Source organism: Prevotella sp. (assembly GCF_036570325.1).
Classification (GTDB): Bacteria; Bacteroidota; Bacteroidia; order Bacteroidales; family Bacteroidaceae; genus Prevotella.
On record NZ_DATCYK010000030.1, the window covers coordinates 1 to 14,842 of the forward strand.

A 14,842-nucleotide genomic window follows, 5' to 3' on the forward strand; every position below is an offset into this window, starting at 1 on the left:
ATTTGTAATGCAATAAAATTTACTATACTTTTAAACTTTTTAATTTTACTTAATACTTATACTAAAGAAAATTAAATTGAAGGGGTTTGTGAAATCTTATATTACAATGAGTACAAAGATTTGGATGAAGAAAAAAAAAGAAAAGTAGAAGATATTTTATAGTAAATAAAACTCATAGTTTGTTTATATATTATTATTGTTATTTTGATGATGCAACTGTAAAAGGTTGCATCATTTTTTTTTGTTATTTTTTTTACATATAAAATGTTTTTTTTGTTTTTTGCTTGATATTTATTATTAAATAACAATAAATATGAAGAAAAAAACATTAAGCTTGATAGAAGCTTATAAGGCATTGTCACTATTTGACAAAGGAATTGTAATCTCATTTATAACTATATCAGTAGTTCATATTCACTTGATATGGTATTATACTATAATCCCAATGCTTCTAACCCTTTTGTAATGATGTGCTATGTTGGTGAAGATATATTATATCAAAATGCAGAAACAAAAGGTAGAAAGAAGCTTGAAGATTTTCTAATATATAAGGGTATAACTGATTTCAATTTTACTGAAGACAAATACAATCAAGTGGATGCTGTCTTAACTAAAAACGGTAAAACCTATACAATCGAAATTAAAGATAGAAATAAAAAATATGAATCATACCCCACCTTTATAGTAGAGAAGTCCAAAGTTGATTATATGGATGTTTTATATAAAAAAAGCAAAACAGTAAATTCACTTATATGTCAAATATTTGGCAATCACTTGTATTTCTTCTCCTATGTAAAACTAAAGAAATTGATTGATAGTGGTAAGGTCAAAGAAGAAAAAATGAAGCTTCCTGCAACTACTATAACCAAAAATGATAGCAGATATAAGGCTGTGTACTTAGTACCAAAAGAGTATGCTTACCTTTTTATAAAGGATTCTAATGGTGATTATAAGAAGCAAATGATTAATTAATATGATGGGTGTAACAACTAAAGTTACACCCATTTTCTAATCTTTTAAAGAGTTATATATTTTTAGGTTGTTTTCTAAAATAGTATTCTCGTGGAACCCATCAAAGTATGTGGCTTGCTCATCTACACTATGTCCAGCCATATTTGCTAATTGCTCTTTATCAATTCCTAACCTTAGTCCCACTGTTACAAATGTATGTCTCATTGTGTATAGTGACATATTTTCAAACTCCTTCATTATATTTTCAGGTATGTCTTCCTTGGCCATTGCCCTTAACATACCCTCCTTTAAAAAGGTAACACAATTTGAAACTCTCTCAACTTGTTGCTTTGCAGTTCTTGCTTTGTCTTTATCCAAAATGTTAACAATGTAATCATCTTCCCTTTTCAATGAACCATCCTTTTTATACTTGAAAAACTCCAATAGTGATTCCAATTCCTTAGTTAATGGTATTACAATTTGCACTTCAGAGCTTGTTTTTTGCCTAAAAAGGCCATTAGGTATAGTAATATACTTTATATCATTCTCTTTTAGCTTCTTTAGTTTAACCCTAACTTCTTCTTTTGAACATCCCTCGAAATATTTTATAGTCTCATTAGGTTGCATAGCCTTTAATTTATTTTCAAGCTTTGATTTAATTTCCAAATCACCCCACTTCAAATTTGCAAGGTCAACTGGGGCTAAGCCTTGAAAAAACAAATCAAGCATATAAACCATAATACCATTGCAAGGATGGTGCATCATATATGTCAATTCGTAATCAGTAGAGGGTGTATGGCTGATAAGTACTTCATATAAAAGGATATACATCTGCTTCAAAGCTAAAGGGGATAATGCTTCTTTACCTTTAACTTTATAGACAACTCTCTTTCTATCAATTGACACCTTCCTATTGTCAATCAAATCATTATCACGACCAAAATTGAACACAATCATAAAATACTTTGAGAGCTTGGCTTGCTGTGCTATGCTTTTTTCTTCAGCTAATTTGCTTTGAAACACTTCAATCCACCGTTGATTTATATTTCTCATTGGCAAAGAATCACCATATACACTAATTAGGTAGTTCTTTAATTGCTTGAAATTCTTTTGTGATGTTGGCTTTTGTGTCTGTGATTTATAGTCTAAAAGGTCATAAAAGTCAGTAAACTTAACTATATCATCATTTGTTATTGTATCTTCCTTGGTTATAGGTTTAGTTAAATCACAAATCAACTTGAAATCATAACTGCCTAACGTATTATAACACTCGTCACACCTATTATATATAATGTCATATAATTCTTTTACTGCTTTATTTTTCTCATCACTTTTAGGGTCTCTGCATCCAACCTTACCACTTGCAAGCCAATTTGATGGTTTAGCACTTTCACCTGTACTAACTTTTTTTCTTTTACCTTTATCATTTAATTCTATTATAATAGGGCTTTCTCCGTTTGACAATACCTTTGAGGTATATAATTTCAGTGTAACTTTCATAATTTTATATTTCGTGGTGTACATTTGGTGTACACTTTTGTATATACTGCAAAGATATTTCAATTTTTGAAAACTACAAAATTAATTTATAACTACCTGATATTCTGATACTTACAAAGTTGTTTAAAATATGTTAATTTATATATAATAAATACGGCGGTACTCCTTTTTTTATGCCCATGCGTTTTGAACAACTTTAAAGCGCAATTCTTGTCAAGTCATTAAAAATAAATGACCTGCCCATCGTAGCCAAACTCAAAGCCGTCAGGCAAGTTCCGATTTGCTTCTTCATGCAATCCTATCTGATGAGTGACATGGATAATATAAGTATGCTCGGCTCCTATTTTACGTGAAAAGGCGATAGCCTCAGCCACCAATTGATGACTATGGTGGTCCTTTTCCCATCGTAAAGCATTTACAATCAAGATTTTCACTCCTTGCAATGCCCCATATTCTTCCTCCGGAATGGTCTTCATATCAGTTATATAGGCCAAATCACCAAACCGATAGCCCAATATAGGCAATTGACCATGTATAATCCGGATGGGAATCGCGTCAATGTCACCAAAAGACAACTGCTGGTGAGGGACAATATCATGCAGATTCAAACGAGGAACTCCCGGATACAATTGCTCCGTAAAGCAGTAAGGCATGGTCTGCCTCAAAGCCTTGGTAACATTCTGCTCGGCATAAATCTCAATATCTCCCAACCTGCAATAAGGTCGCAGGTCATCTATTCCGGCCACATGGTCATAATGAATGTGGCTCAACAATACCGCATCGATTTTCCGAAAAGGCTGATCCATGAGTTGCATCCGTATATCGGGGCCACAATCTATCAAGATACGAGTAGTCTCCGACTCCACCAACGCCGCCGTACGCATACGCTTATCCTTGGGATCAGTGCTCTTACAAACCTCACAATCACAACCCAACAGAGGCACACCCTGCGAAGTTCCCGTTCCCAGCAATGTCAGTTTCATACGATATTCACCTCCGGATAAATGTGAATACCAAAGCGTTCAAAAACATCTTTCCGCACTTGGTCACACAAGGCAAGTACCTCCATTCCCGTAGCTCCACCACGATTCACCAATACCAACGCCTGCTTATCGTGCACACCGGCACGCCCCAGCGCCTTTCCTTTCCAGCCACACCGGTCTATCATCCAGCCGGCCGGAATCTTCTCATGCTGCTCATCAATGGTGTAATGGGGCAAATCGGGATAATCTTGCCGCAAAAACTCAAACTTATCTCTGTCAATAATAGGATTCATAAAGAAACTTCCGGCATTGCCCATCACCTTCGGATCGGGCAGTTTGGCCTGCCTGATTCTGATGACAGCCTCCCTCAACTCACTTGCGGTAGGCATATCAATGTGTGCCTGCTGCAATTCAGCCCGTATGTTGCCATAATCCAAATGAGGAATAAACTCCTTATGAAACCGATAGATGACAGCCGTAATGAGATATTTATTCTTCCAATCTTGCTTAAATCGGCTTTGACGGTAACTATATTCGCACGCTTCATTATCGAAACTTACGACATTCCCCGTAGCTATCTCTACCGCCTCAACCTTTACAATCAGGTCTTTCACCTCTGCCCCATAGGCTCCGATATTCTGCACGGCGCTCGCACCGACCTCACCGGGGATGAGCGACAGATTTTCCGCGCCATACATCTGATGCGCAATGGCATAGGCTATCACATCATCAAATTGCGTTCCGGCCCAGCATTTCAAGTAGATTCCGGTTTCGTCCTCGTCCACTTGCTCCACGCCAAAACGGGGTTCAGGCGTAACGACCAGCCCCGCGAAATCTTTTGTCAGCAACAAATTGCTACCGCCACCAATAATCAGGAATTCGCCGGCAGCACGTATCTGCTCCGCGGCTTTTTGGGCTTCAGCCACACTGTCATAAACGATAAGACGGTCGCAAAAGGCCTCTATTCCAAATGTGTTGTTATCTCGAAGATTATAATTAGCAATTTCTCTCATGCCTCTTTCCTACATCGACAACTTCGTCAGCTTCCAAATCCCCCCCATTCGCTTGAAGGTCAACTCGGTTTCCAAGCCATTCGCAATACCTCGAATGACAAATATCTTCTGATTGCTCTCCGTATATTTCTGCCCATAAATGATGTTATACATCATCTCACGAGGCAGACTGGGCGCAAACATAGGCCACTGCTCCGGCGCCAACGTACCCGTCATGGTACTGAAATCATCCTCCGGATCAGGACCGGTAAAAGCGAGAGGGTCGTTTACACTACGCACTTGGAAAGCTGAATCGGTAACAAAATCACGATAAAACTTCAAGAACGACGCGTTCTGATTTTGATACATCGGCTTGTAGTTGATACTTGTCAACATCCATTGGCCGTTGATTCTATTAAACAGATATTGCTTTACGGTCTTTATATTAAAGAAAATCTTCTCTATTTCCACATGACTTACGCTGGTATCCTTCACCAGATTCATTTGCTTTTTGTTATCAAAAATCAGCGTATAAAAGTCCTGATGCATGAAGAAATGCTCTGTTTTCCACTCTTTCTTCTGAATTTGATGGTCTTTCTTGCCGTTCTTATACACGTCCAAAGGGAAGTGAATACGCTTGTGCTGCAGCTTTTTATTGGCGGCAAAGTTGAAGATGAAATCGTCAAACAGCTCATCCGCAGCCTTTGGCATGGGCGTTTCGGCAATGATACTTTCCATTGTGTCGACGGCCGAAGTATCAGGCAGACTGTCCGCTTGCACCGCCACGGAATCCGTGGGCTCAGGCTTCTTGTTGGAACAGCCTATCGTCGAAAAGCCAATAGAGAATAAAACAATTACAGAAATGAAGATAAAAATTTTTCTCATAACCGGTATCTGGTAATCGAACGCAAAAGTACAACTTTATTTCCACAATGAAACAAGAATATAAGGGAAAAAAGGTGACATGTTCAAAAAACTAAACCCACATTTCCACAATATCAATTCTTTTAGCTACCTTTGCAGAAGTTAGGCTGCTTTCGGCCATGTAAGAGGATAGCTTTCATGCCTTTTGACATTTCTATCCTTACGCTATAAGAATTGAAAAATAAAAGTTTTTAATGATATGTTATTAGAAAAGATTGAATCATTACTTAGGGAAGTAAGTGAGCTTACGGCTTCCAACGCGGAAGAAATAGAGCAGTTACGCCTTAAATACCTTAGTAAGAAAGGTGAGATTAATGCCCTTATGGCTGATTTTCGCAATGTGGCCGCCGACCAAAAGAAGACTGTCGGCATGAAAATCAACGAACTCAAGCAAATCACTATTGAGAAAATTAATCAACTGAAAGACGAGAACGAGCACGCCGAAAGCCATAGTGACGACATCGATCTCACACGTTCGGCCTACCCCATCGGCTTAGGAACACGCCACCCCATATCCATCGTTACCAACGAAATCATCGATATATTCGCCCGCATGGGCTTTACGCTCTATCACGGGCCTGAAATCGACGACGACAAGCATGTGTTTACCATGCTCAACTTCGCCGCCGACCACCCCGCACGTGACATGCAGGACACTTTCTTCATAGAACGCAGCGACCCAAGCGACGTTACCAAAAACGTACTTCTGCGCAGTCACACCTCCGGAGACGAAGCTCATTACATGGAAACCCACGAGCCTCCCATCCGCATTCTGTGCCCCGGACGCGTTTATCGCAACGAGGCCATCAGCGCACGAGCCCACTGTTTCTTCCATCAAGTGGAGGGATTGTATGTCGATAAGAACGTTAGTTTCACCGATTTGAAGCAAGTTTTGCTCACGTTCGCTCGTGAAATGTTCGGTCCCGACACCAAGATTCGCCTGCGTCCCAGCTACTTCCCCTTTACTGAACCCAGCGCCGAAATGGATATTTCGTGCAATATCTGCGGCGGTGAGGGCTGTGGTTTCTGCAAGCATACGGGCTGGGTGGAGATTCTCGGTTGTGGAATGGTCGACCCACACGACCTTGAGGCCTGCGGTATCGACCCCAATGTCTACACCGGTTATGCTTTTGGTATGGGCGTGGAGCGTATCACCAACCTGAAATATCGTGTGAACGACCTGCGTCTTTTCTCCGAGAACGACACACGATTCCTCAAGGAATTCGAGTCAGCCTATTAATTATCATCCCCATACGGTTGGCATTTGCCCTCGCATTTGCCACGAATAAAAAAGACTGCATCGGCCTTTATGCTACCGATGCAGTCTTTTTTCGTTTCCTAAAGTCCGGCCAATCCCTTATTTCCTATCCCACCATGGCCGCGGTTTTCCTTACAACCTGTATTTTTCCTTATCCACGAACATCATAGCCTTTTCCTCGTCCGACACAACACTTAGATAGCGTTCATACTCGCGAAGCACGTCGGCAATAATTTCTTCTTTGTTCAAATACTGAATATCATTGCCCATCCTACCGTCACTGTAATAGGTAATGGGAATATACTGCTGGTTAGAATTGGCGTCGGGCGTGTTATCCTCGTCTATCAGATAGTCGGAAATACTACGCTTCTCCGCCGTTACGCCATAGCGGAAGTTCCATATCTGATCGTGGGCGATAAGCAACTCAATAGACAGTTTGCCACGCTTGCCCGTCCTTATCTCAGCGGCGATGCCTCGTTTGGCAAGCTCTTCCGAGAGTTCGGTAAAGGCCGGACGCACCTTTTCGTTAAAGAAACGCAGTATATCAGTCTTCTGCGCGAAGGTTAGAATCTGATCGAGACGCTCATGCCAATGGCTGCCGTCCCAATTACGGCTGCCGTATGGTATCTTCGTACCATGATAGAGATTATCGGCACGCAGGGCTTTCAGCAGTCCGACGCAGAGTATCAGCATGATAATTCCAAACGGAAGCGCCGACACAAGCGTCATGGTCTGGAGCGACCCCAGCCCACCGGCATAAAGCATAGCCATGGATATGAGCGCAAGAAGTATGCCCCAAAACGCGTTTTGCCACTTGGGCGAATGAGGTTGGTTGCCCGACGCGATACTGTTCATTACAAGAATACCCGAGTCGGCGGACGTAACAAAGAAGACAGCAATCATCAACAGCGCCAGCACACAGAGCGGAGTGGCCAATGGGAACTGCTCGAAGAAACTGAACAGAAGCACGTCCGGATTACCGGCCAAGGCCGACAAGGCCCCGTGAGCCACATTCTTATCAATCCAAATGGCCCCATTGCCAAAAACCGTCATCCATAAGAAGATAAACAACGACGGCACCAACAACACGGCCACGATATACTCCCGTATCGTCCGACCCTTGGAAATGCGGGCTATAAACAGCCCCACGAACGGTGCCCAGCTTATCCACCACGCCCAATACATGACCGTCCAATTGGTAAACCAGCCACGTCCGTCCTTTTCAAAGGCGAAAGTATTAAACGTAAGGTCGGCAAACTGATTGATATAATAGCCCACGCCCTCGCTGAACGCACTCAACAGGAAGTTGGTAGGGCCCAATAACAACACGAAAATCATCAACAACACCGCCATCGCAAGATTGATCTCACTCAGTCGTTTCACGCCTTTGTTCACGCCGGCCACCGCCGATCCAATGGCAACTCCACTCACCAGCGTGATAATCATGCACTGAAAAAGGAAACTCGACTCATGAAGTATGCCCAAATGAACCAATCCCGCGTTGAGCTGCACTACCCCGAAACCCAGTGAAGTGGCTATACCGAAGAAGGTACTGACCAACGCAAAGATGTCGACAACATTGCCTATACGCCCATTGATGCGCTCTCCGAGCAGCGGATAGAGCCCACTTCGGATGGCCAACGGCAGCTTATAGCGGAAAGAGAAGTAAGCCAATATCAGTCCCATGATGGCAAAGATACTCCAAGCGTGGATTCCCCAATGGAAGAAAGTCGCAAGTTGGGCCTCCTTCGCCGGATTGACAATCGTTGGAAGAGCAGGGTTGACATAGTGTGACATAGGCTCAGCCACGCCGAAATACATCAACCCGATACCCATTCCCGCGGCAAATAACATCGCTATCCATGAAAAGAAGCTGTATTGTGGCGCGGAGTTATCAGCTCCCAAACGTATATTGCCGAGCTTACTAAAGGCCAACACCATCAGGAATATAAAGAAAAAGGACACCAAAAGTATGTACGACCAGCTCAGGTTCTTATAAATAGCGGCTTGAATGGTAGTCAACATGCCGCTCGTCCAATCGGGGAAGATAGCGCAAACCAGCGACAACGCGGCCAAAACAGCCAATCCCGGATAAGCGACAGTGCTCGTGAAAGTTATTTTTTCTAATTTCATTAGCTTTATAAAAATATAGAGTGATAATAAGAACGTATCTATCTTGATACATGCTCATTCGCCTTTGAATCAGTAACTTGGCGAAAGGAAGAATTCAAAGATACGCAAAAAAAACGAGAAAAAAGAAGGCTATACCCAATACATGCCGCTTTTAACACTTCCAAAAGCAGCCCTTTCACCGGCTCAAAGCAGTGCTTTGGGCGGACGAAAGGGCTGATATGAGCGGGTAAAAGCGCAGCTTTGACAAACCGCCTTTCAAGCCATGGCGCAACAGCCGTTCAGCAGTTAATCGCCAAAACAAAAAGATAATCGCTCAAACGATTGACGAATTTCATGATTTCGGGGTCCAAAGGATAGCTCGCGTTCATGGTCCATAGGCGGCGCTCTGCCGTGCGACACTTGGCCCGGGCTACGTGGAGCCAAGCGTTGAGCGGCGTTTCGCCCGGCACGACGAAGCAAAACTTGCCATCGGTTCTCATGCTGTCAATCTCGTGCTCCATGCGTGCGGTCAATTCACTGACCAACGTGCTGTCGCCCATTTTCCCACCGGCAACAACGCCCATGACACGCATTATCATGTTTTGCACGGCGTTTATCAGTTCCACGACAGCCGGTTCGGCCATGGATACCTTCGCCACGCCAAGGGCGGCGTTAAGCTCATCGAGCATGCCATTGGCCTCTATACGAATGTCATCCTTGGCTACGGCCGCCTCGCCCATGAGCGACGTAAGGCCCTTGTCCCCATGTTTGGTATATATTTTCATAGCTTCACGAATTATATTTTACCTATATTCTGTTTTTTACGGAGGCTACCTGCGCCGTGCTATCACATAAATGACGACGGGAGCGCCTATCAATGGCGTCACGGCATTGAGCGGAATGACACCCGCCCGGCCCGGCAAGCAACAGAGAACATTGCAAAACAACGCCACCGCCATGCCACAAAGAATGGTACCGGGCAGCAGTATCTGATGGTTGTCGGTGCGGAAAAGCATGCGTGCCACATGGGGAACGGCAAGGCCGATGAAGGCCACCGGCCCGCAAAAAGCCGTGACCACGGCCGTAAGGAAGCCCGTAACAACGAGCAACCAATTGCGCACCCGCCTTACATTAAAGCCCAAATTCTCGGCATATCGCGTACCGAGCAGTAGCGCGTTGAGCGGCTTGACAAACAAGACCGAGGCTCCCAAGCCCATCAATGTGACAGAGGCGAACAAAGGCATTTGGCCCATCGACACGCTGCCAAAGTTGCCCATTCCCCATACCATATAGCTCTTGACACCCTCCTCGGTGGCAAAGAAATTAAGCAAAGATATGGCCGAATTGGCCAAATAACCTATCATCAGGCCGATGATGAGCAGCATGACATTGTTGCGCACCATGGAAGAGAACATAAAAATGACGCCCGTGACGAGCATGGCACCGACAAAGGCCGCGAACAATATGGCCATAAAACCGGTAAAGGTAACCATGCCGGCCGTGACGCTGCCGCCCATCGCCAACATGACAAGGGCCACGCCCAGTCCCGCTCCGCTATTGATACCAAAGACATCGGGGCCTGCCAAGGGATTGCGAAAAGCCGTCTGGAGCATGAGTCCGCTCACGGCCAGCGCCCCACCGCTAAGCAGGGCGGTGAGCGCTTGGGGCAAACGTGATCCGAGAACGATGAATTGCCACGAGGCATTCGGGCTCTCATGACCCGAGAGAATGATCCACATGTCGGCCAAGGGAATACTGACGCTTCCCACAAACAAGTTGAGCAGAAACAGCAAAAGGATGATTCCGCCCAACGCCAAGCAATATACCGGTCCCTTATTTTTCACTTAACTTATGATAATAACGTAAAGTTCCCAACTTCAATTCAGGCTGAAGAATGCCTATCAGGTCACGCAACACATAATCGGGATGAAAGGCCGACTCCTCAAAATAATGGTTCTTATTGGTATCGGCGCCATAAACCTCGCCCCGCTGAAAGGCTTTCATGGCCGCATAGCCGTCATACTCGGCCCTCAGTTCGGACAAAGAAGCCGGATGGTCGCCATATTTATAAAGCCAAACGTCGGCTTGTCCCGCCCTATCGAGCACCTGCTCAAACGATAAGCTCAACGAACCCTCGCTCCCATCATTGGCAAAAGCGTAGTTTCCTCCCGCGTCTTGAATGAGCCGGGCCATGAAACTCTTGCCTCCGGGCACGTACCATACGCCGCCCGTCTTGCGCTCTGTAATAACAGAACGGCGTTTTTGAGTTTTTGTTGCCTTAGCCTTCAATTCCTGATAGTTTTTCTCCACTTGGCCGAAAAGCCGCTGCACCTCGGCCGAGCGCCCGTAAAGCATGCCGTAGAATTTCACCCATTCGGCCCTACCCAACGGACTTGACTCCATATAGTCGGCCGCCTCGATGATGGGAATGCCTATCTGTTCGAGTTTGCCATAGCCGCTACTGTTCTCGTAAGGCGACAAGATGATGGCCTGCGGATGGCAAGCTACGATGCGTTCGATGTCGGCATTCATGCTGTTACCACAGTCGGCGATACGTCCTTGCGCGGCTTTCCGCTGCACATCGGGTATTTGAATGTATTGCAAATCGCACACGCCACTGATGGCTTCGGCCGCACGCAGGTCGTAAAGCAGGGCCGAATGAACCGTCGTAAAGACCACACTGCGCCTTAAGGGCGTATAGACAATGGTGCCCTCAACGGGTAATTGGGCCGTGCGCCCAGAGTCTTCACGGGCTACAAGAATATAAGTATGGAGCGTTTTGCCGGCATGCCAAGGGTCGGAAATGGTGACCACGGTGTAATCAGCATGCTTTACCATCGTAAGATGGCGGGCATATTTCAAGGACAAAGTATCTCCCTTATCGGCAACGGCGCCCGTACGTGCGCCGTTGCATGATAAGAAGAGGTATAGGAAAGAGAAGAAAATAGCGAGTTGTATTTTCTTCATAAAATTTAAAGCCATGATTAATTATTGAGCCACTCGGCACCGGCGTTAAAGAAAACGACCACCGGACCTACGCCCACTTTGTAATCGGCAACCTTCGTTCCGGCCGTATTGTAGCGATAAAGGTAGCCATCGGCATTGTAATCAGCGAACTCTCCATCCTTGCTTTTTGAATTAGAAAGCACAAAGAACTCACCCGTTACGGGGTCGATAGACAGTCCACAAGGGTATTGCACGGTCTCCGAGAGTTTCCAAGAAGCCACCGCGCCGGCACCGGGCGTATAAACCGAATAGGTGGCAGGTGCTCCGTAAGGCGCGTTTATCATGTAGAATACGCCATTTAACGCAGCTACGTAGTTGGCATTGGCCACCTTCTTTGACGTAGTCAAATCGGGACTGACAAGGCGAAGGGCATTTTCGGTCTTGGGGGCCCAAGTTTTTGGATCATAAATAGCCCAATCAAGCACATACAGATTATGGTCGGCGCCAACAAAGAAGCGCTGTGGATTTTCAACATCCTTTACATTCTTGGTCGTAACCTTGCCACTATACAAATCGACAATGGAGATATTTCCACCACCATTACCGTAGTTTGAGTTGGCCACAAGCAGGCTATTGCCATTCAGAAGCATGCCTTCGGGGTATTTACCCACGGTATATTTCTTGACAAGTTTGAAGTTAACGGTATCGATCTCGGCCACTACGCCGCCAAAGGTGCTGACAAACACCTTACCGTAACCACTCACGATATGGCGTGGAGATTTACCTTCATCCGCACCCAAAAGCTCGGTTGTCTTAATCTGCTTAATGCGTTTAAAGGTGGTTTTGTCAACTACCTCTATCGTATTTTCCTGATCTACCACGATATAAGCCTTGCTACCATACACAAGTCCGTCGTTAGCGGTATTGCCAAGGCTCACACCATTGGCTCCCAAAAATACTTTCTGCTTGGCCGTGTTGCTCTTATAATCGATCGCGGTCAGCGAACCATCGATTTTACTTCCCATGTTTCCGGCGTTGACAACATAAGCTCCATTGCTGTAAATCCGCAACTGAGGACCGTTATTGTCTTCCTTGCTACACGATGTAAAGGTGGCCACGGCGGCCAGCAACATTGATAAATTTAAAAATAACTTCTTCATATTGGTTTATTATTAATTAATGTATGATTCTTAATGATTATGCAGTTCCCACGCCAAAGTCAGCATGACACGCCGCCCGGGCATAGGATAATGGGCCACGATTTCGTATTGTGTATGGAAAAGATTCATCATGTCAAAGCGTGCGTTCAACTGATGTTTCCCTAAAGCGAACGCCCGATAGAGCGTTGCCCCTACGTCGAGATAGCTCGAAAGGTCGGTTTGCTCATAGTGATTGGTCGTGGCCCAACGCTTGGTGGCGCCCGTAGCGTTCAGGCTAAGATTAACCCACGGATTCTGCCAGCCCAGCGCTATGTTGCCCGAATGCTCGGGGGTATAGGCTATTTGCAGGCCGTAATTGTCCGAAGATCTCAAGGTATGGTTGGCCGCTCTTAGATAACTATAGTTCACGGCGGCCGTCAGCGTGTGGCGGTGGTGGAGCTTCCGCTCCCAATGCGCGGCCACGTCAAGTCCCAACATTTCGACCTTGCCGAGATTGATGTTCTGCCAAATGAACATATTATAAGGTATAGAGATAATCTTATCCTTCACATGATTGAGATAGCCATCGGCAGTCAGCACGAGATGGGTGCGGCTATCAGACTTTTCAAACGTAAGTCCCACGTTCAGTTGGTCGGTGGATTCCGGTTTCAAGGCTCGGCTGCCATGATGGGCAAAATAGCTCTCGCTGAAACTGGGAGCACGAAAGATGTTCTTAAAAGAAAGGCGGGCAAACAATCGTTCTTGCTGAAGCAATCGCCATGATAACGACAAGGAGGGTGAGAATCGCTTCATGTCATCGGCCGCGTCGCCACTCTTGTTGCCATTCAGATAAAGCGAATGGAGCATGCGGGCTACGGCTTGCAGGCGCCCTTTCCGATAGTTGAGGGCCACGGTTTGCAGCAACGAGTTGCGATAAGGCAAACCGTAAATGAGCTTGGTGCTGTTAAGATTGGCATGACTATAGTCTACCGAGTAATCGGCCGACCAGCCGGGAGCGGGTTTCCATAGGAGACACATGTTGGCATAATACTCACGTTGCCAATAATGACCGTCGTTGATTCCGTCGGGATAGTTACCATCTATGTATTTTGTTTCGGCCCAATCTACTTTCGCATTCCACTTCATTTGCCAACGGGAAGATAATAAATATTCGTAGGTAAACTGACCGAAAGCGTTGCGTTCGTGCAGGCTTTCACGGTTTAAATTGGTATAATAGCGTACAATACCCGGCAATAAGCGGCGGTTATCGTAATAATAGAGCTTGCCATTCAGCTGATGGCGTCCATCCTTCCATAGGAAATTCAACTCGCCATGGGCGCTGTTCATGCGGCTGTTTTGCCTACGGTCATGAACTTTCTCCATGCCATTTTGAATGGTATAAGGATAGTTATTGTCGGCATAAAGATAATCGGCCATGAGCGAAATGCCCAACTTCTCGGAAATACGGTGTTGCCATCTGACAAAAGGATTGACCAAACCATAGCTGCCCATTTTTACCTCTCCTGACAAGACTTGCCGATGAGTGGGCATTTGCAAGGTATTGATATTCAATAACGCAGCCTTGCTCACATTGCGTGCGGGGATGAAAATATCGCTGCCATCAACTACGGATAAAGCTATCTGACTAAGGTTTCCTAATGAATAACGCGATAGGTCTACTTGCCCACTCTGCCCATCGCCCAAGATGATACCATCGTAGCTGACACCCGTATGTTGGGTTCCGAACCCGCGCACGCTGACGGTTTTCATGCCTCCGGCGCCACCGTAGTCCTTTAAATTGACACCGGGCAGCCGATGCAAAGCGTCCGCAATGTCGGTAACACCCAAGACACTGAAGTGCTGTCGGTCAAGTATCTGCATGGGGCTGGCACTCGATACATTCTCCGAAACATGGGAACGCTCAATGACAACGCCCTCCAAATGATGAATTTTGGTGGTGTCAATAGGCATAGCAACCGCTATACTGGCAAATAATACAGATATCAACATAAAAGATATGGTATATTCCTATCCTCC

The 14,842-nt window shown here is 45.3% G+C and carries 12 protein-coding genes; 2 read left to right on the top strand and 10 right to left on the bottom strand.

Annotated features, from left to right (window positions below):
* Positions 1-423 precede the first annotated feature (423 nt).
* A complete protein-coding gene (locus VIR50_RS02530; protein WP_331933574.1) occupies positions 424-972 on the top strand; it encodes a hypothetical protein in 549 nt (182 codons plus the stop codon).
* A gap of 36 nt (positions 973-1,008) precedes the next feature.
* Here the strand turns inward: VIR50_RS02530 and VIR50_RS02535 are convergent, their stop codons facing one another.
* The 4 genes from VIR50_RS02535 to VIR50_RS02550 all read right to left on the bottom strand — a co-directional run bounded on the left by VIR50_RS02535 (position 1,009) and on the right by VIR50_RS02550 (position 5,311).
* Entirely contained in the window at positions 1,009-2,451 is a 1,443-nt protein-coding gene (locus tag VIR50_RS02535) for a hypothetical protein (RefSeq protein ID WP_331933575.1), read from the bottom strand.
* Between the two features lie 221 nt (positions 2,452-2,672).
* Positions 2,673-3,434 carry an MBL fold metallo-hydrolase gene (locus tag VIR50_RS02540; protein WP_331933576.1) on the bottom strand — a complete coding sequence of 254 codons (762 nt, stop codon included), beginning with the start codon at positions 3,432-3,434 and terminating at the stop codon, positions 2,673-2,675.
* Positions 3,431-4,447, bottom strand: a complete 1,017-nt coding sequence (murB, locus tag VIR50_RS02545) for a UDP-N-acetylmuramate dehydrogenase (RefSeq protein WP_331933577.1) — start codon at positions 4,445-4,447, stop codon at positions 3,431-3,433. Before murB ends, VIR50_RS02540 begins: the two co-directional genes overlap by 4 nt.
* 9 nt (positions 4,448-4,456) lie before the next feature.
* Complete coding sequence (locus tag VIR50_RS02550; RefSeq protein ID WP_331933578.1) at positions 4,457-5,311, bottom strand: DUF4348 domain-containing protein; 855 nt, start codon at positions 5,309-5,311, stop codon at positions 4,457-4,459.
* Positions 5,312-5,549: 238 nt separating this feature from the next.
* Here VIR50_RS02550 and pheS point away from each other — a divergent pair, with 238 nt between their 5' ends.
* On the top strand, positions 5,550-6,590 hold the full coding sequence (gene pheS, locus VIR50_RS02555; protein ID WP_331933579.1) for a phenylalanine--tRNA ligase subunit alpha: 1,041 nt from the start codon (positions 5,550-5,552) through the stop codon (positions 6,588-6,590).
* A 150-nt stretch (positions 6,591-6,740) separates the two neighbouring features.
* Here pheS and VIR50_RS02560 read toward each other — a convergent pair whose 3' ends face one another.
* The 6 genes from VIR50_RS02560 to VIR50_RS02585 all read right to left on the bottom strand — a co-directional run bounded on the left by VIR50_RS02560 (position 6,741) and on the right by VIR50_RS02585 (position 14,815).
* Positions 6,741-8,741 carry a BCCT family transporter gene (locus VIR50_RS02560; RefSeq protein ID WP_331933580.1) on the bottom strand — a complete coding sequence of 667 codons (2,001 nt, stop codon included), beginning with the start codon at positions 8,739-8,741 and terminating at the stop codon, positions 6,741-6,743.
* 278 nt (positions 8,742-9,019) lie between these two features.
* Positions 9,020-9,505 (bottom strand): cob(I)yrinic acid a,c-diamide adenosyltransferase, encoded by a 486-nt coding sequence (locus VIR50_RS02565; RefSeq protein ID WP_331933581.1) that lies wholly within the window; start codon positions 9,503-9,505, stop codon positions 9,020-9,022.
* A 45-nt stretch (positions 9,506-9,550) separates the two neighbouring features.
* Positions 9,551-10,564 carry an iron ABC transporter permease gene (locus VIR50_RS02570; protein WP_331933582.1) on the bottom strand — a complete coding sequence of 338 codons (1,014 nt, stop codon included), beginning with the start codon at positions 10,562-10,564 and terminating at the stop codon, positions 9,551-9,553.
* On the bottom strand, positions 10,554-11,687 hold the full coding sequence (locus VIR50_RS02575) for an ABC transporter substrate-binding protein (protein ID WP_331933583.1): 1,134 nt from the start codon (positions 11,685-11,687) through the stop codon (positions 10,554-10,556). The genes VIR50_RS02570 and VIR50_RS02575 overlap by 11 nt, the downstream gene beginning before the upstream one ends.
* 17 nt (positions 11,688-11,704) lie before the next feature.
* Positions 11,705-12,826, bottom strand: coding sequence for a YncE family protein (locus VIR50_RS02580; protein ID WP_331933584.1), 1,122 nt, complete (start codon positions 12,824-12,826; stop codon positions 11,705-11,707).
* Positions 12,827-12,856: 30 nt separating this feature from the next.
* Positions 12,857-14,815: a TonB-dependent receptor plug domain-containing protein gene (locus VIR50_RS02585; RefSeq protein WP_331933585.1), complete on the bottom strand. Its 1,959-nt coding sequence runs from the start codon at positions 14,813-14,815 to the stop codon at positions 12,857-12,859.
* Positions 14,816-14,842: the final 27 nt, after the last annotated feature.